General features: G+C 71.3%; 16 protein-coding genes and 2 CRISPR repeat arrays. Of the genes, 1 reads left to right on the forward strand and 15 read right to left on the reverse strand.

Annotated elements, in window-relative coordinates; all coding sequences use genetic code 11:
* Nucleotides 1–31 precede the first annotated feature (31 nt).
* Nucleotides 32–664 carry a DUF7178 family protein gene (locus tag HCN08_RS34845; protein ID WP_206319180.1) on the forward strand — a complete coding sequence of 211 codons (633 nt, stop codon included), beginning with the start codon at nucleotides 32–34 and terminating at the stop codon, nucleotides 662–664.
* Between the two features lie 926 nt (nucleotides 665–1,590).
* A CRISPR array of direct repeats spans nucleotides 1,591–2,046; the repeat unit is 29 nt; unit sequence GTCCTCTCCGCGCGAGCGGAGGTGCTCCG.
* Nucleotides 2,047–2,305: 259 nt separating this feature from the next.
* On the opposite strand, the gene cas2e is transcribed toward HCN08_RS34845, so the two are convergent.
* From cas2e to HCN08_RS24300, 15 genes are all read right to left on the reverse strand, one after another.
* A complete protein-coding gene (gene cas2e / locus HCN08_RS24230; protein WP_167985351.1) occupies nucleotides 2,306–2,617 on the reverse strand; it encodes a type I-E CRISPR-associated endoribonuclease Cas2e in 312 nt (103 codons plus the stop codon).
* 23 nt (nucleotides 2,618–2,640) lie between these two features.
* Nucleotides 2,641–3,552, reverse strand: a complete 912-nt coding sequence (gene cas1e / locus HCN08_RS24235) for a type I-E CRISPR-associated endonuclease Cas1e (protein ID WP_167985440.1) — start codon at nucleotides 3,550–3,552, stop codon at nucleotides 2,641–2,643.
* A gap of 89 nt (nucleotides 3,553–3,641) precedes the next feature.
* Complete coding sequence (gene cas6e / locus HCN08_RS24240; protein WP_167985352.1) at nucleotides 3,642–4,316, reverse strand: type I-E CRISPR-associated protein Cas6/Cse3/CasE; 675 nt, start codon at nucleotides 4,314–4,316, stop codon at nucleotides 3,642–3,644.
* The gene (cas5e, locus tag HCN08_RS24245) at nucleotides 4,313–5,194 is read right to left on the reverse strand and encodes a type I-E CRISPR-associated protein Cas5/CasD (RefSeq protein ID WP_322974650.1); all 882 of its coding nucleotides are present in this window, start codon (nucleotides 5,192–5,194) and stop codon (nucleotides 4,313–4,315) included. The genes cas6e and cas5e overlap by 4 nt, the downstream gene beginning before the upstream one ends.
* Nucleotides 5,191–6,384, reverse strand: coding sequence for a type I-E CRISPR-associated protein Cas7/Cse4/CasC (cas7e, locus tag HCN08_RS24250; protein ID WP_167985353.1), 1,194 nt, complete (start codon nucleotides 6,382–6,384; stop codon nucleotides 5,191–5,193). The genes cas5e and cas7e overlap by 4 nt, the downstream gene beginning before the upstream one ends.
* A 54-nt stretch (nucleotides 6,385–6,438) precedes the next feature.
* Complete coding sequence (gene casB, locus HCN08_RS24255; protein WP_167985354.1) at nucleotides 6,439–7,164, reverse strand: type I-E CRISPR-associated protein Cse2/CasB; 726 nt, start codon at nucleotides 7,162–7,164, stop codon at nucleotides 6,439–6,441.
* Between the two features lie 70 nt (nucleotides 7,165–7,234).
* Nucleotides 7,235–8,797, reverse strand: a complete 1,563-nt coding sequence (gene casA / locus HCN08_RS24260) for a type I-E CRISPR-associated protein Cse1/CasA (protein ID WP_240970406.1) — start codon at nucleotides 8,795–8,797, stop codon at nucleotides 7,235–7,237.
* A gap of 165 nt (nucleotides 8,798–8,962) precedes the next feature.
* Entirely contained in the window at nucleotides 8,963–11,863 is a 2,901-nt protein-coding gene (locus tag HCN08_RS24265; RefSeq protein WP_167985356.1) for a CRISPR-associated endonuclease Cas3'', read from the reverse strand.
* 191 nt (nucleotides 11,864–12,054) lie between these two features.
* A CRISPR array of direct repeats spans nucleotides 12,055–13,008; the repeat unit is 29 nt; unit sequence GTCCTCTCCGCGCGAGCGGAGGTGTCCCG.
* Nucleotides 13,009–13,082: 74 nt separating this feature from the next.
* On the reverse strand, nucleotides 13,083–14,024 hold the full coding sequence (locus HCN08_RS24270) for a C40 family peptidase (protein ID WP_167985357.1): 942 nt from the start codon (nucleotides 14,022–14,024) through the stop codon (nucleotides 13,083–13,085).
* Nucleotides 14,025–14,028: 4 nt separating this feature from the next.
* Nucleotides 14,029–15,045, reverse strand: coding sequence for a replication-relaxation family protein (locus HCN08_RS24275; RefSeq protein WP_167985358.1), 1,017 nt, complete (start codon nucleotides 15,043–15,045; stop codon nucleotides 14,029–14,031).
* Nucleotides 15,046–15,069: 24 nt separating this feature from the next.
* On the reverse strand, nucleotides 15,070–17,517 hold the full coding sequence (locus HCN08_RS24280; RefSeq protein ID WP_167985359.1) for a helicase HerA domain-containing protein: 2,448 nt from the start codon (nucleotides 17,515–17,517) through the stop codon (nucleotides 15,070–15,072).
* A 16-nt stretch (nucleotides 17,518–17,533) separates the two neighbouring features.
* Nucleotides 17,534–18,340 (reverse strand): GP88 family protein, encoded by an 807-nt coding sequence (locus tag HCN08_RS24285; protein WP_167985360.1) that lies wholly within the window; start codon nucleotides 18,338–18,340, stop codon nucleotides 17,534–17,536.
* Between the two features lie 50 nt (nucleotides 18,341–18,390).
* Nucleotides 18,391–20,289 (reverse strand): VirB4 family type IV secretion system protein, encoded by a 1,899-nt coding sequence (locus HCN08_RS24290; RefSeq protein WP_167985442.1) that lies wholly within the window; start codon nucleotides 20,287–20,289, stop codon nucleotides 18,391–18,393.
* 5 nt (nucleotides 20,290–20,294) lie between these two features.
* Nucleotides 20,295–21,386, reverse strand: a complete 1,092-nt coding sequence (locus HCN08_RS24295; protein ID WP_167985361.1) for a PrgI family protein — start codon at nucleotides 21,384–21,386, stop codon at nucleotides 20,295–20,297.
* Nucleotides 21,383–22,813, reverse strand: coding sequence for a hypothetical protein (locus tag HCN08_RS24300; RefSeq protein ID WP_167985362.1), 1,431 nt, complete (start codon nucleotides 22,811–22,813; stop codon nucleotides 21,383–21,385). Before HCN08_RS24300 ends, HCN08_RS24295 begins: the two co-directional genes overlap by 4 nt.
* Between the last annotated feature and the right edge of the window lie 244 nt (nucleotides 22,814–23,057).

Here is a 23,057-nt window from a genome sequence, read left to right on the forward strand (position 1 = left end):
GTCGCCCCTCAGCCAAGAAGGGAGTTTCGCAGTGATCCCCGTCGACGTACTCGAGGAGACCAAGGAACAGTACGTGCAGAACATCGTTGCGGTGTGGCAGTCCGCGACGCCGGAGCAGATGTTCCGCGGACGAGCCTGGTACCGGACGGCGCACGACCTCGCCAAGACGATCGCCGGCGGGAACGCCCGTACCGGCGCCGGCGTGATCGCCGCGCTCTCGGCCAACAAATCCTGGTCGGAGAACTGCCGTCTGGCGCGGGTGGCATGCGGTACGACGGGCCTGGCGTCCGGGCACTTTCCGGACGCCCTGCGGAAAGCGACGACCATCCTGGCCGGCACCGACCCGCAGGACGTACTGCCGATGGAACGGAAGACCGGCCACTTCTTCCGCTGCATCGCCGACCCCGACGACCCCGAGGCCATCGTCGTGGACCGGCACGCGCACGACGTAGCCGTAGGGCAGACGTACGGGAACCGTGAGCGCGGACTGTCCGCCGCCCGCCGGTACGAGTTGCCGGCGCGGTGCTACCGCGAGGCAGCGGAGCGGCTGGGCGAACTGCCCAGCACGGTGCAGGCGGTGACCTGGGTTGTCCATACCGACCGCGTCGCCGGTACCGGTACCCGCGCTCCGCGGCCCAGCGAGGTGATGGCACTCGCGGCCTGATCGCTCTGTGCGCCCGCGTCGCAGCGTCTCCTTGGTGAGCCCGCGGCCCATAGCTTCCGCCGCAACAGGCCACCACCTCCACGGCTCTGCTGCCCCGCAGGCAGAGTCCTTCCCACGCCTGGGCACCTCCGTCCCTCCCTCACCCCCCGGAGGTGCCCGGGTCCTTTCAGCAAACGGAAAGAGAGTCATGCCTCGGACCGGTGCTCCACCGACATCCGTCAGGCCATCCGCGACCGCGAGGCCCCCTCGGTCGTCGCCCTCCAAGGCGACGGCCTCGTCGTCTTCTCCGACTACGACTACCACCGCGACCGCGACACCGCCGCTGCCTTCGAACGCCGCGCCGCGGACAAGGCCCACGAAATCCACGCCGTCCGTTTCGCCTTCGCCGTCCCCCAGATCTGGCGCCCCACCGACACCGGCATCAACGCCCGCGGCGTCTCCAACAACCCCCTGCGCGAAGACGAACGCGAAGTCATCGCCTGGCTGGCCTACGACGCCACCGAGGGCGTCGACTACGGCCACGTCCCCTACACTCGCCGCCCCAACGGCAAGCCTGTCTTCGACGACCCCGAAATCTTCACCGACCCGGTCCAGCCCTTCGAGCGCTACCCGGGCTGGCTCCTCCTGCGCCTCGTACTCAACCACGAAGACGAACGCGATGGCTTGTGAGGTGTCATTCTTTGCGACACTTTGTATGTGTTCACTTGAACTGATTCCCTTGTCATGTCCCAATAGCCGCTCAGATGACCGCCGCTCGCACGGCATGCGCCCCTAACCTGTGATATCGCGCCCTTTAGCCACCATTGGCCGCTTACACTCTGGCTATGAGCGAGCCGTTCCTCCAAGCACGTGACCGACCGGCAGGGGCGGAAGCGCCAATTGGCAAAGCGATTGCAAACCGCTCCTGACATCGCAGGTCAGCAAGGGTCCTCTCCGCGCGAGCGGAGGTGCTCCGTGAAGGAGCCGCCGGTGGCGCCGGTGCCCGTGGTCCTCTCCGCGCGAGCGGAGGTGCTCCGGGAGTGGCCATGGCGGCATACAGCGGCGCGTTGTCCTCTCCGCGCGAGCGGAGGTGCTCCGATGCCGGCGGCGCGCTGCCGCTCGAAGAGAGCGTCCTCTCCGCGCGAGCGGAGGTGCTCCGGCGCCGTCGATTCGTGTTCTTCCTGGCTGGTGGTCCTCTCCGCGCGAGCGGAGGTGCTCCGTGGGCCCAGGACGAGCTGTTCTTCCTGCGGATGTCCTCTCCGCGCGAGCGGAGGTGCTCCGTGCTGGCCCTCCCCTTCGCCGAAGTGCTGGTCGTCCTCTCCGCGCGAGCGGAGGTGCTCCGCCGAGGCACTGCGGGAGAAGGAGCGGGCCGCAGTCCTCTCCGCGCGAGCGGAGGTGCCCCGCTGGAGGGCGTTACCCCGGCCGGCGGCGTCGAGTCCTCTCCGCGCGAGCGGAGCGCGCCGCCGGGACGTCCAACTACCCTGCCCAGGCAGCGGGTCACCTCGGCTCGCGCGGAGCGCGCCAGGTGCTGACGTCGCTCACTCGTGTAGCGCGCGGGTCACCTCCGCTCGCGCGGAGCGCGCCCGCCGTTGGCGCCCACCTGCGGGAGCGGATGCGGGTCACCTCCGCTCGCGCGGAGCGCGCTCTTCCTGGCGTGGGCCGTTAGAAGGGCTTTGCCGCTTCTTGGCTTTCCCTGCGGAAGGCGATGAGTGTCATGCCGTCGAAGTCGAGGGGTTCGCGGCGTTGGGTGCCGGTGGTGCGGAGGGTGAAGCCTTGTTCGTTGTCGGCGGGGTGGGCCAGGACGGCGGTGCCGGCGGCGGTGGAGGCGGAGACGGCGGCCCAGAGTTCTTCGCGGACTTTGGCTGAGACGGAGCCGATGTAGAGCTCGGGGGTGACTTCGAGGAGCCAGCGGGTGAGGGCGCCGCGGAGGTGGTCGGGGACGGCGGTGGCGGCGATGACGGTCATGGAGGGCATGGCAAGGGCCTCCCGCAAAAAGGTCAGGTGGCGTGGTTGGTGCCGCCGGGGATGGGGCCGGTGACGGGGTCCCAGAGGTCGACGAGGGTCTCTTCGGGGTCGGGGGCTTCGTGGTGGGTGTCGGGGTCGAGGAGGTGCTGGATGTCGGTGACGATGCGCGGGAGGAGTTGGAACAGGCGCAGGCCGTCGCGGAAGGAGCGGCGGGCTTCGGCTTCGGGGTTGGTGGAGGCGTGCAGGGAGAAGGCGAGGGGGATGGTGAGGTCGGCTTTGTAGAGGTCGGCGATGTCGTAGACGAAGGCTTGCTGGTTGCCGTTGTGGACAAAGCCGAGGGCCGGTGAGCAGCCCAGGGCGAGGATCGCGGCGTGGACGATGCCGTACAGGCAGGTGTTCGCGGCCGACAGGGCGAGGTTGACGGGGTCCTGGGTGTCCCAGGAGTCGGGGTCGTAGGCGCGGCGGAACCGGCCGATCTTGTACTGGCGGGCCAGGAGTTGGTAGTGGGCGCGCACCCGTTGGCCTTCCATGCCGCGCAGTTGGTTCAGGGTGCTGCCGGCCGGTGCGGTGCCGGGGCCGAAGCGCTGTTCGTACATGGCGTGGGCGACGGCCAGGCGGCGGGTGTCGTCGGCCCAGGCGCGGACCTGGCGTTCCAGCCAGGTGGTGGTCAGGGAGTCCGGGAGGGTCGCGGCGTAGCAGCGCACTCCGCCGGATCCGGTGATCAGTACGGTCGTGCCGTGGCGGGCGAAGGTGGCCAGCGCCCGGGCGGTGATGGAGGTGCCGGGCCCGAGCAGGACGCAGGCCAGTGCGGCGGTGGGCAGGTAGAGGGTTTCGGTGCCGCGCTGCGGGCTGCTGACCTCGGCGCACACCCCGGTGTCGTCCTGGTGGATCCGGACGATGTCGAGGTAGAGGAAGGACAGCGAGTCCGCGACGCGCGGCAGCATCGCCACGGTCGGCGCGGCCAGCTTGCGCCGCGCATCCCCCGGGCCGAGCCCGCGACCGGCGGCGGGGGGCCGGCGGCGGGCGGGGGCGCTCACCCCACCGCCCTGGCGGGGGCGATGGACAGCAGCCCGCACCCGTACGCCTTGCCCCGCCCGATCCCCTCGACGATCTTCGCCCGCAGCAGGTCGGGGTCGGTGATGGTGGCGGTGCCGTCGAACCGGGTGCGGTTGTGGCGGATCCGCTGCTGCGCCGCCGGCCCGCTCCTCCCCCGCTGGGCGCGGATGGAGTCCAGAGGCAGCGAGGTGAGGGTGGCCGGACGCAGCCCGCAGGTCTCGGCCTGGCGCGCCCACCACTCGTCCGCCGCCGCGCCGCCGAGCGCGACCACCGCGGGCAGGCCGTAGGCGGCGCGGGTGGTCGCCCCCGGTTTACGGACCGGGCTCGCCACACACCGGTACCGGACCGCGAGCCCGGCGCGCAGGGCGTCCAGCAGCGGGTCCAGCGGGCGGGAGAGCACGGTGCCGTAGCCGTCGGGCAGCCGGGCGGTGTCCGGCTCGTACGTGGACTGCAGCAGGATGTGCGTCCCCGCAGGCGTGTCCTCCGCACGGAACAGCACGCCGAGCTTGGCGCGGGCGTCCGAGCCGAGACCGTCGGGGAACATCGACATCAACCGGCGGTGCAGGTGCACCGCCGACCCGCTGCCGGTCAGGTCCTGGCCGGCCGCGCGGTTGCGCGGGTCGGGGATGATGCGCGTGAGCCAGACGTTCACCACAGCCCCCCATCGGTCTCGGTGGAGCGGTTGGTCGTGAGGTAGTCGGCGAGCGCGCCGAGCGCGTCCGCGCCCAGGCCCGCGTACCGGGCGTCGGGCAGCAGCACCGCCCGCCGGTAGAGCGGCCGGGCCCGATACGTACGCTGCCCCGGCGCGAACGACACCGGGTCGTCACCCATGTCCGAGACCGGAACCGTACCGTCGTCGCTGCCGGGGGCCGTCGCCGAGGCGGGAACCGGCAACCGGTCCAGCGGCTGGTCGGACACGAACTCCACCGCACGGCCCGCACCCCGCGGGACCCGCGCCGACAACGGCAACCCGACCAGATGACGCAGCACGTCGCCGCTGCGGCCCAGCAGCAACGGCCCCTCCGGCGGACACGCCCTACGCCCCAAGAACAGCGGCCACCGCGGGCACCGCAACGCGGCAGCGCACTCGTCCAGCAACACCTCGTGCGCCCCCGGGCCTCCGCCGGGCGGCACGGTGACCGCGGCGGTGAACGCCGCATCGGCCAGATAGTGACGGTGGCTGACCAACGTCCCCGTATCCCCCGGCCGCTTCCCGCCCTCGGCCGTCGTGACCGTCCGGTCCGCCGGCAACCCGCCACCGACCGTGTGCAGATCACGCAGCAGCACCCCGGGCCGGTCCACCCGCACCGTCACCGACAACCCCGCCAGATCACCCACCGACTCCGTACGCGCACGGCCCAAAGCCGCAGCCAGCAGACCGACAATCCCCGAACGGGTCGGGAAACCGGCCGTGTCACGGTCGTTGAAATAGCTGTGCTCACCCCACGACTGCAACGGCCCCGTCAACCGCAACAACAACCCGGACACCGCAGCCACACCGGCCGGAGCGAGAGCGGTCTCGGTGGTCACGCCGCGGCCTCCGCCGAGCTGCCGTCCAGCGCGGAATCGACGGCCTCACGCACCAGAGCGTCGAAGGACGTCTTGCGCGCACCCAGCCCCGACAGGTCGGCAGCCGGGATCTCGCCCGCGGGCAGCCCCGCCCAGGACGCCGCCAGCACCCGGTCCTTGCCGAGTAGGCCGTTGGCGGCGCTCGCATACGCCGCGAGCTGGCGCACCGACGGCTGCACGTAACCCCCCTCCGGCGTGGCCGCGACCGGCTTCTCGAACGCCGCCGCAAACGACAACGGCCGGTCGGAACGCACAGCGACATGCACCAGATCAGGGATGGTGTGCGGGGCGGTCGCGTTCTTCTTCGCCTGTGGCAACGACGTGATGAACGACGACAAGAACGCCCCCGCCAGATCCCGGGCCGCCTGAACGTCCGGCCCGAGATTGGCCGCCAGATCCCGCAGGTCGATCGTGGCGTAGCGGTAGAACGTGCCCGCGCTGAACTCCGCGTTGCCCATGTGACCGCTGCCGGTCGCGTCGTTCCACGAATCGGTGATGTCATCGACCGCGGAGAAGTAGTCGAGCTCGACATCGGAACGGTGCGTGGTCAGGGCGTGCGCGACCTGGACCGCACCGTCGACACCCGCATCATCAACCTCGGCGAGCATCCGCCCGAACAAGTCGACGACCCCGTTACGCGTACGCAGGATCTCCTCGACGCGCTTCTTGGGCAGCACACTCTTGTCGCCGGCCTTCTTGACGTCCTTGGCCTTCTCCAACTCCTCGCGGTGCTCCTCGACCAGCGCCACCAGGTCGGCGACTGCCGGCTCCGGCAGGTAGATCATCGCGTTGGTCAGCACCTTGTTGACGATGACCTGATTGTCGCGGTCCTTGCCCAGCTCGAACTTGATGCTGCTGCCCGCCGCAACATGCGCACCCGCCCGCCGGGCCAACGCCTCCGGCCACTCCTTCACCACAAGCTCACGGGTGACCCGCTCCCCGATACGACGCGTACGCAGGGTGTACTGCCCCGTCAGCTCCTCGAACCGCTCCCGCACCGCACGCTTCCACGACTGACTGCTGACGCGCGTGCGCAGCGCGTTGCCGTACTGCACGGTCTTGACGGAGTTGGTGTCGTCCCGGTTGAGGTTGGAGAACGGCACGGACTGCAGGATGTGGATGTCGACGAAACGGGCGTGCTCTGTGCTCATGGTGTGACTCCGTGGTGAGGAAAAGGGCTGTTCGTGGGGTGACCGGTTGCTGGCCTACTGGTCTGTGTCGGGGTTTTGGGACTCGTCGGCGTCGGCGGCGTTCGCGGCGTCGTTCCTGCTCTTGGCGAGGGGTGAATAGAAGTCCTGGAGCCAGCGGCGCGAAATGCGTCCCTGCAGGGCCGGCCAGACCGTCAGGTCGGCAATCAGTCGGGCGTAGTCGACCGGCGCGTCGGCGTCACGCAGGAACCGCACGGCCGACGGTAGATGGCGGTGCAGGCCGTCCAGACTCTGCCGGGTCAGCAGGTGCAACCGCGTCTCGGCGGTGGACTGACGGATCTCGCGGCTGTTGCCGCCCGCGAGGACTGCGGCGGCGAAGGCGGCGCCGAGGCTTTCGCCTTGCAGCTTCCCGGTGATACCTGTCTCGGGGGCGTCGTCCGGCTCAGCCGTTGGCGTCCGGCCGTCGGCGTGTTCCGTGCTCGGCTCCGGTTCGGGTTCGTCGTGGGCGAAGCTGTGCCGGGGGCGCTCGGCGATCAGCGAGGCGACGGTGTAGTACGCCCGCTGCTCGGCGGCGGGGGTGTCCGCGCCCTGGGGCAGCCACCGCGTGAGGATCCGGTGCATCCCGCGGACGTAGCGGACGTCGTCCAGGCCGCGGCCGAGCCCCTTACGCAGGATCGTTCGCGCGCCAGGGTCGGTGCGACAGATGTACTCGACCCATCGCACGTACGCCTGGTAGCGGTTGGGGCGGTCTACGGAGCTTTTGGGCTCGGTCATGGTGGTCATAGGGGCCTTCCAGGTCAATGAGGTTGGAGAGCCGGCTCGGGAGTAGTGAGGGCGGGGGCCGGCGGCCGGTTCAACGGCGGCGTGGTCCGCCGTACAACTCGATACGGGCGTCGGACACCGCCTGGGCGCCGCGCAACGTCATGCCGGCCCGCTCGGTGACGGTATCGTAGGCCCGCTCGGCAAGCCGCAGGAATGCCGAGCGGGTGGCATCGGCATCGAGGCTCGCATCGGCTGCCGAGTCATCCTGCCCGGCACTGTTTCTGCGCTGGAGTTGTCGGAAGCGGTCCCAGAACTCCCGCTCAGCCGCCGGCCAGTAGCGTGCCGCCGCGTCGGCCGACCACGCTCCGGCGTCAGACTTCTTGTCGTCGACGTAGGTCCGGTACGCCCGTCGCACCGCCCGATCCAGCCGCCGGCCGTACCTCTCGCCCAGTTGCCGAAGCCGCGCAACCTCCTGGCGGGAGGATGGGCGTAGCTGTTCCTCCTTGCCGAGGATGGGCGGTGTCGCTGCCTCGACGAACTGGACGTTCTTGGCCTGTCCCTCTTGCTCGAACCCCAGTGCCCGTACCCGCAGGTGCGGCCACAGACCGTCGGCGGTCTCGAAAACCAGCGGCGGCTGCGAGCCGTCCGAGTCGCTGACGCGGTGTGCAAGCAGCGCATCGACGTCCCGCCACAGTGCCCGCTGGGAATCCGCCGGCCTCGGATAGCGGTTGCCCTGCTGGCTGATCTGCCAGATGAGGTACGGGTCGTCGCGCGGGATCCGGCCCTCCCGGTACGCCCACGTGATGTAAGCGTCGGCGGCCACCTCGCCCTTCTCGCCACCCGGCACCAGCAGCACGGCGTGCTGCGAGCAGGCCGTCAGCCGTGCGCAGGGCCCGGTCGGAGCGTCGGGCACCTTCTCTGGGTCGGGAAGCTGCTCCCACTCCCACGGGCACAGGTCCGCCTCACGCCGCACCACCGAACTGGGCTGGACGAGCCCTGCGAGCAGCGTTTCGAAGAGCGTCGCCCCTTCGGGGTGGTACGACAGCGCCGTCCGCAGCGGCCCGGCCGTCGTACTGGCCGACTTCACGCCGTTGACCTCGCGCGAGGAGCAGCGTCCCGACGGCCCGTAGTAATGCCATGTCAGCAGATGCAAGGCCGCGTCGGCGGACGAGGGAAGGTCGGGCGTGCTGTCGCTGCCGTGCCGGAACCAGGCATGGTTGTTACCCGAAGGGCGGGTCATGATCAGCTTGTTGACGCCCGCGGTGTTGTGCGGGTCGCACTGCCTGGCCAGCCGCGGATCCTGCATCCAGGGACGTCCGCCGTCCTCGTCGTACAGGAAGAAGCGGTCGTGGAACCGGGCGAGGTACGCATCGACGGCGGCGGCAGGCAGCTGGCCGGCGTCGATCACCTCGTCGCGCCTCTCCAACCAATCCCTTGCCGGCCCCTGCTCGTCCAGCTCCGTCACCCGGGCGGTCAAGGCGTACAAGTTGCGCAGCAGCGCGGCGTGGACGTGAGGGTGCGGGGGCGCAAGCTGTTGGATCCGGTGGGCATTGACGAGCACCGACCGCAGTCCGACCCGGCCGGGGGGCTCGTCGCAACGAGCGGAGGGAACCCAGCGGACAGGGATCCACGGCTCGGTGAGGAGATTGAACATGCTGGCCACGGTGGGCGTCATCCTTCGTGTGCGTCACAATGGGGTTCAGTGCTCCGCGAGAGCGGAGGAGCATCCAGACTTCCTGGTGACAGCCGACGCGATGTCGGCGCGCTCCGCGCGAGCGGAGGTGACCCGCCAGCAACGGTAGGGGAGATGGCAACTCGGTCACGGCGCTTCAAGGCCGACCTCCTCCGAGGCCACGATGGTCTTTGTGCTGTGCCGCCCCGCCCACGCCCCAGCGCCCTCCGGCCGCATGCGGAGTGGTACGAGGTCTCGCAGCAGGGTGTGCTTGCGCCATGTCGTCGGAACCAGGCCCTGCTCGCTGTCGCCCCTGAGCCAGTCTCCGGGCACCGGGGCGACGTGCGAGACGATCTGCGTCAGTTCCTCGCGCGAGGTGCCTTTGGGCAGCGGGGTGGTGCCGTCCGGGTCGAGGGTCAGCGTGCCGTCGGGCTGCTCGTACAGGCACAGCAAGCGTCCGGTGTCGGCGCCCAGGCGCGTCGTCAGGAGTTCCTCGGTGATGCCGGCCTCCCGGCGGCTGAGCGCGTGGAGGTTGCCGTCGATGTCGGCGGGGCGGGGGATGGTGGCGACCTCGGCCATGTGGGAGGCGGCGTGCTCCTGGGCGCGGAACTCGGCGTCCTTGGCTCGGAGTTCGGCCTGTGCGCTGTCGTCCAGGTGGTCGACGAACTCCTCGGCGTAGACCGCGTCGACGATTTCCTGTACGTCGCCGGGCACGTGGATGCCGCCGGTCCGCGACCGAAGTAGGTGGGCGGTGCGGATGAGGAGTGAGTGGTGGTAGACCGCCCCCCATGTGGGAGATGGCGTGGTGCGGTCTTCGTCGTTGACCGGTTCCAGTACGACGAGTTGGGGTCGTGCCTCGTTGCTCGCCCAGGCCGGGCGTCCTGCCGGCCCGCGGGCATGGCGGCGGGCGCGGCCGGCGCGCTGGAGAAGCTGTGCCAGCGGGGCGAGGTCGCTGATGATGAGGTCGAAGTCCAGGTCGAGCGACTGCTCCACCACCTGCGTGGCGACCAGGATCGATGCGGGACGCGGATGGGTGGGGGGTTCTGCGTCGGGGTCCGGTTTGCCGTAGGCGACCTCGCATGCGGCGCTGATGCGCTGGCGGAGGTAGGCGGGATAGCGGGAGTGGAGAAGTCGGATTCCTCCTTCGGTCGCGGCGAGATCAGGAAAGGCGGCGAGCAGGTCGCGGTAGGTGTTCTGCGCCTCGGCCACGGTGGTGCAGCACACCAAAGCGGTGCCGCCGTCTTCGGCAACCGGACGCAGCAGCGCCCGGAGTTCGCCCCGGCGTCCCCCCGACCGCGGGGGAGCAGATGGATCGGCCAGGGCGTCCCAGCGAACCCGGTGCAGTTCGACGTCAAGTACACGTTCGCGGTTACTGGGGTTGTGGCGCGGTGTGCACGTGGCACCGGTCTCGGCGTCGACATAGAGCCAACCGGGGTAGCAGGGCGTGAGCTGTGTCGGCTCCGTGAATCCTGCTCCGCGACGGTACGCATCGACCAGTGATGTCGCCGTGCGGCCGGTCAGGGTGGCTGACAGCAGCACGACCGGGGCGCGGAAGGCGCCAAGCCATTCGAGCAGGGTCGTCAGCAGTTGGTGCATCCAGGGCCCGTAGGCGTGCGCCTCGTCGACGACGAACACCTTGTCGCTGAGGCCGAACAGGCGCAGGGCGTTGTGGCGCAGTGGGAGGACTCCGGCGAGCGCTTGGTCGATGGTGCCCACACCCAGGGGCGCCAACAGCGCGCGGCGGGGACTGCGCAGCCAGGCATTGGCCTCCAAGGTGGTGGGGTCGTCCGCACTGATCGCCAGAGCGGCGTCTTGGGCGCTCAGGTCCGGATCCTCCGGCCCCGTGGCGAAAGCGCCGACGACAGGGCCGTCGGGAGCGGCGTACAAGGGGCTCAGCCATGCCATGGAGTGCACGAGGGCCAGGGCGCGTTCACCGCCGAGTGCCTTTCCGGCGAATTGCCGTACGCGCGGGAACATACCGTCAGCGGTCGCCATGGTGGGCAGCGCGAAGTACAGGCCGCGTGCGCCGGAAGCTCGGCCGAGGACGGACGTCGCGTGCAGGGCGGCCTCCGTCTTGCCGTCGCCGGTGGGAGCGGTGACCAGGACCAGCCCCCCGGAGCGTCCGGCAACGAGGTGGGGCAGGTGGTCGGCGATGTCCTGCTGGAGCGGGTTGGGCGGGAAAGGGAACATCTCACCGAACGCCTGGGCATCGAACGTCACTCGCCCTATCCGCGCATTACGCACCAGGTCAGCGGCAGCGGCGTTCGTCAGCTTCCAGTGCGCGTCCAACTCCTCCGGTGCACCGCGCCACCCGTGCGCGGGAAGCAACGTGAGGATGTGCTGCGTACTGCTGGCAAGCCAGTCGGCGAGAACCACCAGCCCGAGGATGACCACAGCCAACTCGGCGGGGAGCAATCCGTCCGGTACCGCTGTCCCGCCGGTGACCCGGCGCAACTCTTGGAAGTGTGCGCGCCGCTGATCGGCCCAGCCCTTGCCGCCGAGCCCCGGCTGGTACCCCGAGGCCTGCGCCACCTTGTGGCGGCTGAGCGCCGAACCCACGACTCCGTGATGGCCGCCCAACAACTGGGCGATCTGGTGACTCACCGCTCTCAGCAGCATGTTGCCGGTCCCGGCGGGATAGCCCGCTTCTGCCAACAGCCCGGCCAGTGCCCAGTGCGTGGCCACTTCGTGCCGGAACTCCACCTCACGCTCGGCTCCACGAGCGAATGCGTAGGCTGCCTCCTGCTGCAGCTTCGCGAACTCCTCCGGCACCTTCACCTGGAACGGCGGAGAGATCTTCCCCAAATCGTGCAGCCCCGCCCAGAAGGCCGCCACCGCCCGCGCGTCCGCCTCACCCAGCCCGAGTGCCGCCGCAATCCGCGAGCGCATCCCCGGCCCCAGGACACCGTCCCAGAGCGCAGCGAACACTGCGGCGGAATCCAGCATGTGACACACCACCGGGTACACCCGCGGCAAGCCCTGCGCCTTGCCCCACATCCGGCAGTCCACACTGTCCCCCGGCGCCGCGCCGGCCACATTCGCTTCCATGGCTCCACTGCTATCACCCCCCTCCGACAATCCAGCCTGACCTGCACAAACATCCCTAAGCCCTTACTCCTCGCCCTATACTCGCCTTCGTGCGCACGGAAGCCTTGCGTTGGTCCGATCACCTGCCGGACCCCGACAACCCCAACCGCAAAGAAGTTGCAAACCCTCTCTAACGCCGCAGGTCAGGAAGAGTCCTCTCCGCGCGAGCGGAGGTGTCCCCCGAGTCCCAGTTTTCCGTCAGGAGTGAGAGACGTCCTCTCCGCGCGAGCGGAGGTGTCCCGGCGCATCCCGTTACTGCGACGGGCAGCTGCGGCGTCCTCTCCGCGCGAGCGGAGGTGTCCCGGCCACCCACAGCAGCGTCAGGGCGCCGTGCCCGTCCTCTCCGCGCGAGCGGAGGTGTCCCGGCCGAGCCTGCCGCGCGCGGCCCCGTCGGACGGTCCTCTCCGCGCGAGCGGAGGTGTCCCGCCGGGGTCTTCGGGGGCGCCGGCTTCGGGCTGGTCCTCTCCGCGCGAGCGGAGGTGTCCCGTCGGCGGGGTCGTACATGGCGCGCTCGTGGGTGTCCTCTCCGCGCGAGCGGAGGTGTCCCGCCCGCATCCTCGCCGAATACGCCCGCGGCGGCGTCCTCTCCGCGCGAGCGGAGGTGTCCCGCTCCAGGTCCGCCGCTAACTACCCCAGCACCAGTCCTCTCCGCGCGAGCGGAGGTGTCCCGTTCATCCGGCGGCCCGCAGGACGTCGGCCCGCGTCCTCTCCGCGCGAGCGGAGGTGTCCCGCATCCGCCACGTCAGGTATTCAAGCGTCGTGGGTCCTCTCCGCGCGAGCGGAGGTGTCCCGGAAGGAACCCCGACCCATGGCCACCCACCGCAGCGCTGTGCGTCCTCTCCGCGCGAGCGGAGGTGTCCCGCCGTGAGCGCAATCGACGTGGGCAGCCCCACGGTCCTCTCCGCGCGAGCGGAGGTGTCCCGCCGTCGCGTCCGCGGGGGTTCGGTGCGTGGCGGTCCTCTCCGCGCGGGCGGAGGTGTCCCGTTGTGGGCATGGGCGATCGTGCTGTCCGAGCCGTCCTCTCCGCGCGAACGGAGGTGTCCCGCGGCGCGCGTGGGCGCCGCTGGTCCCGCCGGAGTCCTCTCCGCGCGAGCGGAGGTGTCCCGGCCATGGGGGTGTCCTGACGGTGGTGGGGTGGGTCCTCTCCGCGCGAACGAAGGTTGTCCCGTCGGCTACCCGGTCAGGCCCGGGCCATTTCGGTCGCGGCGGTGGGTCGCGTCGCGCCGGCGTAGTCGTCGCCGGGGTAGTGGTACGGCTCGATGCGGATGGTTGCGCCGGTGTGCGGGGCGTCGATCATTTGGCCCCCGCCGATGTAGAGGCCGACGTGGTGGATGTGGGTGGGGGTGCCGTAGAAGACGAGGTCGCCCGGGCGCAGGGGCTGTCCCGGGGGGACCAGGGGGCCGCGGTTGTACTGGGCTTGGGCGGTGCGGGGGAGAGGGATGCCGGCGGCGGTGTAGGCGGCTTGGGTGAGGCCGGAGCAGTCGAAGCCGGCGTCGCCGTGGGTGGGGCCGGTGCCGCCCCACTCGTAGGGGAGGCCGAGTTGGCCTTGGGCGTAGTTGATGGCTTCGAGGGCCGCCGGGGCCGGGTCCGTGGTGGCGCCGAGGCTGCCGGGGCTGGCGTAGAGCGCGGCCTGGGTGAGGACCTGGGAGACGTACCACTCGGCGTGGTTGTAGGCGTAGACGGCCCTGTGGATGTCGGTGGGTGCGCCGGAGCGGCAGAGGTAGGTGGCCGCGGCGTAGATCGCGTCGTGGGGATCGTACGGGGAAGGCGCGGGACTTCCCGGCGGGCGGCTGGTCACGGTGGTGAAGGTGGCCGGAAGGAACTGCATCGGGCCTTCCGCGCCCGCGTGGTTGGCCCCGGCCCGGACGCCAGGGAGGTCCGAGCGGCCGTGGTCGCTCTCGACCTTGCCGATGGCCGCGAGGACGGTCCAGTCCAGCCCCGGGCAGGTCTGGGCGGCGTCGATGTAGAGGGTGAGGTAGTCGGGTGGGATGTCGGACAGCGCGGTGGCACTGGCCATGCTCGTCGTTCCGGTGAAGGGCGAGAGCAGGGAGGCGGTCCCGGCGGCGGCGAGCGCCATGAGGAGGGTGAGGCAGGCCAGGACGGCGGCAGTCGCCTTCGCCATGGGCTCAATTCCCGGCTCGTAGGGAAGCCGACGGGGGCATCGGCGGCGGGGGCAGGAGTTCGCCGTGGTCGGGCTCGACTGCCGTGGCCGTGCCGTCGATCGGCGCGATCTGCGGCCACGCAGCGGGAAGTTGGACGAGGCGCACACGGCCGGGCGCCGCCCCGTAGGTGCGTAGAGGCAGCCAGTGCGCCCCGGCCAGGCCGTCGTCGACCGTGAGGTGGTCAGCGGACGCGGTGGCGACGGGAACCTGTGCGGGATGGTCGAGCTCGGCCAGTGTCGCGCTCACAGCGCGGCGGACCGCGGCCTCACGTCGGACGGTGGGGAGCCAGATCAGGACCGGGGTGATGATACCGGTGGTGGTGGCGAGCTTGTCGTAGGCCGGAAGCTTCGCGGCGACGCGGTCCGGCCGTTCGGTGGCGAGATCGTATTCGAGGAACCACTCGATGCCGGCGCTGCCCTCCCGCCAGCGGGCGTACGCGTCGGGGCGGACGATGTCGCCGAAGTGGCGGGTGCAGCGGGCCTCGGACCACCAGGTGGTCAGCCGGCGGTTGCCGGCGCGCCGGGCGTCGGCGATCAGGGTGGTGAAGAACTCGTTCGTCCCGACGGTGTGGGCCAGGCGCAGTGAATGGGCGATGCCGATGGCGCGCTCGTGGCGGTAGCCGAGGTCGCGCGGGTCGAGGCCGTCCTCGTGGGCGAGGATCGCGGCGCCCGCGGCGTCCAGCACGTAGTGCATGGGGGCCGTGCCGATGGCCGCGTAGGGCTGGAAGCGGTCGATGACGCGCCAGGTGAACAACTCGCGCAGCCGCGCGTTCGCCGAGCGGAGCGACGGCCATGCCATGGCGGCGATCTGGGCGCTGGTGAGGACCTTGTGCTCGTGGAGCATGCGGGTCAGCCAGCGGTCCCGGGCGGTGAGGCGGGGCGCCAGGCGGGCGAGGTTTTCGGCGGTGGCCGCGGTACGGGGGCTGAGGCGTGGGGGCCGGTGGGCGCGGAGGGCGCGTTGCGGGGTGGGGTTGGTGATCACGAGTGGGTTCGCCTCCGGCGAGGGTCAGGTCGTACGGCGGGGGTCCGCGGTGGACTGGGCCGGCTGCCCCGCCGGGCCGGCCGCGGGCAGGGCGTTGCGGCGGGCGGCGGCGCGGATACGGCGGGCCCGGCCCGGAACGGGCGGCGGGAGCTTTTCGGTGACCGCTGTGAAGGCGGGAGCCTCGGCGCCGTGCAGGACGGGACGTACGACGGCGTGGAAGGCGTCGAGGTTGGACAGGTCGTGCCCGGTCAGCCGGGGTTCGGTGTGCCGGGCGAGGCGGTGGGCGTCCTCCGGGGAGGCGTTGAAGAAGATCTTGGTGCGGGCATTGGTGCTGACGCCCTCTTCGAGTTCCTTCGGCAGCTGCCGAAGGTGCTGGTGGGCCAGGGTCATTGCCAGCCGGTAGGCGCGGGCTTCGGCGAGCATGTCCTCCAGGGCGTAGGGGAGGTTGAGGAAGTTGTGGGCTTCGTCGAGGTAGAGGCCCGCGTCGTGGCGTCGGCTCTGGGGAATGTGGGCGCGGCGGGTCGCTGCCTGCCAGGTGGCTGCGACGACGATGGAGCCCATCAGGTGGGCGGTCTCGGTGCCGAGTGCGTCTTTGGCGATACGGACCAGGCAGATACCGCCGTTGAGGACCTCGTCCATGTTCACCGTGGAGGGTCCGCCGGCCAGTGCGGCGCGGACGAAGGGGCGGAGCAGGAAGCCGCGGAGCTTGTTCATCAGTGGCGCGGTGACCTGGGAGCGAGCCGGGGCGGACAGGTCGTCGTACCAGGTCCAGAAGCCGCGCAGGATGTCGTCGTGGATCTGGGCGGTGGCCCGTTGCCGGAAGGCGGGGACCGTCAGCAGTTGGGGTAGGTCGCTGAGCAGCGGGATGCCGGGCAGGGCACGCAGGGTGAGCAGCCCGGCCCGCAGAATGTCGTCGGTGCGCGGTCCCCAGGACGCGGAGTAGACGCGGGAGAAGATCGACACGAGGTTGTCGACGGTGGCGGCGGCGTCGTCTCCCTGCAGCGGGTTGAGAACGGGCGGGCGGGCTTTGCTGCCGGCGTCGAAGAGGATCACCTTGTCGCCGACTTCCTCGGGCAGCCGCATCAGGATGTCCGTGATCAGGTCGCCTTTGGGGTCGACGACGACCAGCCCGCGGCCCGCCGCGGCGTCCGCGAGGATCATGCGGGCCAGCAGTTCGGACTTGCCGGAGCCGGTGGCACCGAGGACGTGCAGGTGTTGGCGTGCGTCCGGGACGCGCAGACCGACCGGTCGGGAGTGGCCGGAGTCGGTGACTCCGATGGGGCGGATGTCCGGGCCGGTGGTCGGCACGCCCGGCGGAGGAGGGACCGCTCGGGCGCCGGCGCGTTGCAGGGCGGGCACGGCGTCGTCCCAGGGCAGGTGGGCGAGCGCGGCCAGCTCGGGGACGGACAGCAAGTCGCCGTGGTCGAGCCGGCGTTCGTCGATGCGGAGCTCGGGGTGGCGCAGCCGGACACGGCGGTAGTGGTTGTGCTCGGTGTACACCGCGAACGCGGCAGCCATGGCGTGGGCGCGGCCCCGCAGATTGTTGCGGAGGGCGGCCCGCTTGTCGGGGCTCAGCGCCACGGGCGCAGCGGCGCTGATCGCGTAGCGGACCCGGGTTTCGTACGACGCCCCGCGTTCCTTCGCCACGACGGCCCGGTCTTCGGCGGAGGCCGCGAGCGCGCTCCGCCGGTCGGGCGGCGGGACGGAGGGCCGGCTGCCCCGCGGCGGGCCGGGAGTGAGCAGGCCCAGCAGCCGGCCGGCCGGACCAGGGGAGCCGCCGCGGGAACGCCGGGCCGCTCGTCGCGCCTTCTTCACCCGGTGGCCGGTGACCGGCCGCGCAAGGACCTGCACGATGGCCCGCTCCGTCACGCCCAGCCCGGCCGGTGCGCCGAGCAGTGCGCGGATCGGGTCGGCAGGGAAGTCCGTACGGATGGGCAGCGCCTCGCTCCGCGCGAGTCGCAGCTCGCCGCCGGCTGTCTCCAGCAGGGCAGCGGCCGTCCAGGAGACGGCGGCAGGTGCCGTACGCGTACGGGCGCCAGGCCAAGCGGCTTCGATCGCGCGCTCGACCATGCCGGGCGGGACGACACCCGGAACCCACATGCGGATGCGGATGGTCTCGCGGTCGAAGACGTATTCCCAGGCCAGGTGCGGCTGCCCCGTCCAGTAGCGGCGCCAGGCCGGGCGGAGCAGGCCCAGCAGATTGGCCCACAGCGTTGTGGCACCGGCCGGGTCGGCTCCGGGCGGGGGAAGGATGCTCACCAGTCGGGCGTCGGCGGTCAGGTGGTGGCGAAGCCTTCGGCGCCACCGGTACCGACCCCATGCAGCGGAGCCGACGGCGACAGCGAGCGCCGGGACGGCGACCGGCGCCCATGCAGCCGCCGCCATCACCGCGTGCTGCCGGAGGTCGTGCAGTGCGCCGGTCGGGTCGAGAAGGAAGCGGCCCAGCGGAGAAGGGGCCGCCGTGATCAGCATGTCGGCTCCTCGGCGGTCAGGCGGCACGTCGGCACGGTGCGGGTGCTGCGGGAGTCGAGCGCCCTGAGGCCCTCCGCCCGCCCTCGTCGCGTCGCGCCCGGCGCTCGGCCTCGACTTCCGCCTGCCAGGAACGGAACGTCCTGTTGCCAAGGCGCTTGAGGTAGTGCGGGATGCGGTTCGCCGGGATGCCCACCAGCCGCGGCCCGAGGACGGCCAGGAGGTCGCTGGCCTCCTGGGAGTTCCAGCCCGCGTCCCGGATCGCCTGCTCGTCGGGGAACACGTCGGCGACCCGGTCGCGGGTGTCGTCCAACGAGGTGTCCTGGGTGCCGCCGAAGCTGTACACCCACAGGAAGTTGTCGGGCGGGTCGGGCTCCACCTGCTTGCGGAAGCGGCGAACTTCCTTGGTGTACGCGTAGAAGTTGGTCCTGCCTCGGTTGCGCATGATGCGCAGCCAGGCCAGCAGGTAGGCGTCGGAGAAGAAGTCGCCGCTGTCGTGGATGCGCACCCACGTGCCGTGGAAGCGACGAGCGTCGAGTTCGGCGGTCATGGCGCGCTCCCACCCGGCCAGGTCGTCGAGAACGAAGGCGAGGTTGGCGTGGTGCTTGGCGAGGACCTGCGGCCAGCGGTAGGTGCCGTGGAGGGCATAGCAGGCCTGGCGGCAAATACCTGCGGACGGGCAGGTGTTGTACGTACGCCCGTCCGGCAGCCGGCCGGCCCAGGCCGGCAGCGTCCAGTTCCAGACGCCGATCGCACGCATTTCGCGGTTCTGCGTCAGGAGCCGTAGCGGACGTCCTCGGGGGGAAGTGGGCGGTGCTGGAGGCATGGTGAGCCCTTCGCAGCAGTGATACGGGGGTCGGGGGACCGCTGGCGCGGTCAGCCGGGGCCGAGGTCGACGTAACCGTCGTCGTCCGGTCCGAGGTCGTACGAGTCGGCGGCGCCTCCCTCGGGGTCGAGGGCGAAGTCGTCCACCTCCCCCGAGTCGACGTCGTAGGCGGCCAGTTCGGCGGGGTCGGTGGTGACGAGGGCGTGTTCGGCGGGCGAGGCGATGGCCTGGAAGGCGACGCGTTGTGTGCCGGTGGACAGCAGTCCCTGGCCTCGACCGGCGGAGAGCAGGAACTGGCGCTCGCCGTCGGACAGGTTGAAGGTCGCGGTGATCTCGTCGATCGCCTGTGGCGCCTGCCGCAGCAGGATCTGGGTGGCTGCGTTGGCGACAACTGCTTTGCCGAGGTCGGAGCCGAGGACGTCCGCGGTGTCCTGGGTGGCGACGGTCAGTCCGGCCCAGCGCTTGCGGCTCGCCTTGGCCATGCGGAACAGGAAGTCGGCGCCGGCAGGCTCCTTCATCAGCAGCCACGCCTCGTCGACGACGACCAGGCGCGGGCGGCGCAGCGCGGGGTTGGAGACTTGCCGCCAGACCGCGTCGAGGGTCAGCAGGGTGCCGATGGGTTTGAGCTCGTCGGCCAGGTCGCGCAGGGAGAACACCACGAGATGCCCCTCGGGGCGGGTGGTGGTGGGCACGTCGAACAGGCCGGAGAACGCGCCTTCGACGTATGGGTGCAGGCGGGCAGCCAGGTCGTGGGCGGTACGGTCCTGGGCTCGGCTCAGGACGTCGGCGAGGTCGGCGAGCAGCGGGGCCTGCCGGGCCCAGGTGCGCGGATCGGCGGTGATCCCGGCGCGCTGGTAGGTCGCGGTGATCGCGCGGTCCAGGACGGCCCGCTCGCCGGGAGCCAGTTCCGTGCCCAGCAGGACGGCAAGGGCGGTGTGCAGGAACAGGGACCGGCGCAGGAGTGCGTCGCGCGGTGCGCCGCGGCGGCCATCGGGCCGGGTGTGCAGGGGCAGGTCGAAGGGGTTGATGCGTACGCTTTGGTCACCGAGTCGGATGTGCGTACCGCCGACCGCGATGGCCAGCCGGGCGTACTCGTCTTCCGGATCGATGACGTGGACCTCGACGCCGCGGTAGAGCGAGCGGAGGAGTTCGAGCTTGACCAGATAGGACTTTCCGGCGCCGGAACGGCCCAGGACGACGGAGTTGTGGTTGTCCAGCGCGAAGCGGTCCCAGTGGACCAGGCCCTGCGAGCCGATGTTGTAGCCGTAGAGCACACCGCTCGGAGCGGTCATGCTGGCCGGGTCGGGCGGCGGCAGGTCGGGGTTGGTGAAGGGGAAGCTCGCGGCCAGGGCGGCGGTGTCGAAGGTGCGGCGCATCCGGATCGGATCCAGGCCGAGGGGCAGGCAGGTGATCCAGCCCTGCAGGCTTCGGTACGTGGTCGGCTTGGCGTCCATCAGCAGGCTCGCGGCGAGCGAGCGCACGGCGGTGACCTCGTCGGTCAGGGCGTCGGCGGTGGCGGCGTGGACGGTGAGATAGAGCCCGACCCGGTAGAGCTTTCCTTCGCCGCGGGCCACCCAGGCGGACAGCTCGTAGGCGTCCTCGGTCGCCGCTTCGACGTGCGGGTCCAGCAGTCGGCCGTGCTCCTGGGTGTGCCGGCGGCCGGACTCCATCTTGGCCAGTTGGCGCTTGAGACGGTTCGCCGCCGTGACGGGGTCGATGGGTCCGATGTGCAGCGCAACGTCGACCCGACCGGGATACGTCAGCAGCGGCTGCAGCCAGCCCGGGTGGACCTCGCGCGGGTAGCCGGTGACGGCGAAGGAGGCGACATGGTCAGTGCCGACCTCCAGGTGGCGGGGCGCGACGGCGAGCGTGTCCGGGGCGAAGGCGCTCGCGGCGTCGGGGGACTTGTGCGTGCTGCGAGCGCGTTTCCGCACCGGGGTGCGGGGCATCTTCGTCACGGCCGGCTCCAGTCGTCCTCGGCCTCCGGCGTCTGATTCGTCGACCAAGCGGAGGCCCCGGTGATGACGTCTCCCGGCGCGGCCAGGGCCGACGAGGGCGGGAGGAAGCTGTCCGGGTTGCAGGCGCTCGCGAGCACGGCAGCGGCCTGGGAGGCATCCAGCGGCGTGACGGTGATGCCGGTCGGGCCCAGCAGCTCGGCCGCTTCGCCAAGGCGCCGGGCCAGGCGGTTCTCCGCCGCCCGCCGCACGGCGTCCGTGACCGGTCCGGAGCGGCGGGCTGCCCGCAGTTGCGCAAGCGCACCCAGCGGAGAGGCGCCGCCCAGGCCGTCGACGGGCTCGGCTGCCCCCAGCGGCTCGCGCAGTACGAGCAGGACCTGGCGGCGCAGAAGAACCGAGGAACGGCCCAGCTCGGCAAGGTAATCGGCATGGGCGCGTGCTGCGTCCTCCAGAGCCGGGTGCGGCAATCCGGGTGCCTGCGCGAGGAGTTCTGCGATCTGCGAGGACAGGTCCAGCCGCTCGGTCCTGACCAGGACCTGGACCGGCGCGGTGAGCGAATGCAGGTAGCGGCCGAAGGCTGCGACGAGGGCTTCCTGTTCGGTCGGCGTCCGGAGCGCGAAGTTCACCGTTCCGCAAGCGGCGACTGCTGCCAGGCCGTCGGCGCCGAGGTCGATGACTCCGGCCTCGCTCACTCCGGTGACCGGCAGGCTCGGCGCCCCGGCTGCGGCTCGGCCGGCGGCGTGCTCAGCCCCCGAGCTGATCCGGGAGGCGAGCCAGGCCGGGGCCGGGTCGGTGCCCTCAGCGGCGGCAATCCGCAGGCGCGGGGAGATGCGTTGCCGTCCCGCCGCAAGCACCAACCGGTCCATGGGCAGTCCGTCGCGGCGCCCGAGGGCCAGAAAGGCCGCGGCGCCGGAGAGCGGAACCGCCCCCAGCAGGAACACGGCCGGCGGGACGAAGCTCCGGCTCACCGACCAGAAGGCGTAGAGGACGATGCCGGTGACGGCGAGGATGAGCAGCTGGCGTGCGGTGAGGTTGGCCAGCACGGTGTCCTCACGGTCGACGTCGGCCGGGATGCGTACGGGCTGGCTCACTGGCGATCACCTCCGGACGGTCCTCCGTTACGGCGGGTCGGGGGTGGCAGCGGCGCCGGCGGACGGGCACGTACGGGCGTCCGCGTTCGGGTGGAGGGTGTGGCAGCTGTCTGAGGCCGTTTGAGGGTCGGTGCTTGGAAAGTCGCAGGCGGAGGTGGCGTCGTCGCTCGCCGGGGCCGGACGGGCGGCGTCGGTGCGGGCGACTGGAAGTGCGGCTGCCGCGGAGGTGGACCGGCCGGCCGGGCTGCCGGGCGGACTCTTGGCGCGGCTCCCGGCGCCTGGAACGTCGGCATGCCCGGCGGCTGCGGCGGACTCGGCGCTGAGGCAGCCGGCCCGGGGGCGCTCGGGGCTTGGAACGTCGGCATCGGCGGCGGCCCGGCTGCCTGGCGCGGCCTACCGGCAGGGGCCGGCGAGCCAGGCCTCGGCGGCAGGAAGACCGGCGGCCCGGGAGGCTGTCGGCGCGCCGCGGGAAGGGCCGGGTTCGCTCCTACAAGCCGCCGCGCGCCCGCAGGTGTAGCCCCTCCGCCCTGCCGCCGGGCAGCCGGCGGCAGGGCACCCGCGCCGGCCATCGCCGTACCCTGCCGTCCGCCGCGGGCAGCGGCCCCCGCGCCGCCGGCACCGCGCAGCATCCCCAGCGTCTGGTACATCAGGTACGCCCTCGCCGCCCGCCCAACGAACGACCGGCCGGGGCTGACCCGCACCGATCCCAGGATCCAGAACGGGATCTTGAACAGGATGTACGTCAGCGCGAGCGTCACCAACAGGTTGATCAGCCCGCTCGACGCCCCGCCGAACAGCCCCTTACCCGCGAGGCCGCCGGAGTTGAGGAAGACCCGGATGCCGGTGATCAGGGTCAGCGACTGCGCTACCTGGATCGCCAGCACCCCGCCGAACGTCCGCCACCACCAGCGGGCGATCCCCTCGGTGTACGGCGTGGCGTGGCACATCAGGCACAGGGGCGCGCCGGCGACGAGGATCACCGTCAGCGCGACCCGTACGACGTAGGTCAGCAGCAGCGCCACCAGCACGCCGATGACGACGACCCACATGATGTCGGTAAAGAGGTCCGCACCGGGTACGAAGCTGGTCAGCACGAAGGTCGCCAGTGTCGTCCCGGCGCCTTCGCCGTCCGCGCCGGCACCCATCACCGCGTGCGACAGCGCGTTGGCCAGGTCGACGGCCTTGCCCGCCAGGAACAACGACAGCCCCGCGGCCAGGAACCCGACCGGAATGCGCGGAGCGATCTCCTTGATCGAATACCGGCTCTGCAGCGATTCGTACGACATCAGCACGACACCGGCCACCGCGATGAGGATGGCGTAGACGGCCAGCACGATCTGCCACGAGTTCTGCCACAACTCCCCCACCCGGGGCAGCGACGACAGGCTGGGCGTCGCCAACAGGGTGTCGCCGAGCAGCTTCAGCAAGGGATTCAGAGCCGCGGTGATGATGGTCTTGAAGAAGGCGCCGATCGCGGCGTTGATGCCCTTGGTGATCCACCCGGTGATCCCGCCCGGGCCACCGCCGACGTCCGGCGGCGGAGATGTCGTACCCGACGCCGGCGTCTGCGTCGGGGCCGAACTTCCGGGCTGGGGGATGCAGTCCTCCGGCGCGCACGAAGACGGCGCGGGGGTGGGGGTGGTGCTGGGCGCCGGCATGCTCGGCGAGCCG

It is taken from the genome of Actinacidiphila epipremni, assembly GCF_012034175.1.
GTDB classification, from domain to species: domain Bacteria; phylum Actinomycetota; class Actinomycetes; order Streptomycetales; family Streptomycetaceae; genus Actinacidiphila; species Actinacidiphila epipremni.

What these genes read in the sequence shown, in the direction of transcription:
- cas2e (WP_167985351.1), bottom strand. Translation starts at nt 2,617, where the DNA reads ATGCCCTCCATGACCGTCATCGCCGCCACCGCCGTCCCCGACCACCTC.
- cas1e (WP_167985440.1), bottom strand. Translation starts at nt 3,552, where the DNA reads ATGCTGCCGCGCGTCGCGGACTCGCTGTCCTTCCTCTACCTCGACATC.
- cas7e (WP_167985353.1), bottom strand. Translation starts at nt 6,384, where the DNA reads ATGAGCACAGAGCACGCCCGTTTCGTCGACATCCACATCCTGCAGTCC.
- casB (WP_167985354.1), bottom strand. Translation starts at nt 7,164, where the DNA reads ATGACCACCATGACCGAGCCCAAAAGCTCCGTAGACCGCCCCAACCGC.
- casA (WP_240970406.1), bottom strand. Translation starts at nt 8,797, where the DNA reads ATGTTCAATCTCCTCACCGAGCCGTGGATCCCTGTCCGCTGGGTTCCC.
- HCN08_RS24265 (WP_167985356.1), bottom strand. Translation starts at nt 11,863, where the DNA reads ATGGAAGCGAATGTGGCCGGCGCGGCGCCGGGGGACAGTGTGGACTGC.
- HCN08_RS24270 (WP_167985357.1), bottom strand. Translation starts at nt 14,024, where the DNA reads ATGGCGAAGGCGACTGCCGCCGTCCTGGCCTGCCTCACCCTCCTCATG.
- HCN08_RS24280 (WP_167985359.1), bottom strand. Translation starts at nt 17,517, where the DNA reads ATGCTGATCACGGCGGCCCCTTCTCCGCTGGGCCGCTTCCTTCTCGAC.
- HCN08_RS24285 (WP_167985360.1), bottom strand. Translation starts at nt 18,340, where the DNA reads ATGCCTCCAGCACCGCCCACTTCCCCCCGAGGACGTCCGCTACGGCTC.
- HCN08_RS24290 (WP_167985442.1), bottom strand. Translation starts at nt 20,289, where the DNA reads ATGCCCCGCACCCCGGTGCGGAAACGCGCTCGCAGCACGCACAAGTCC.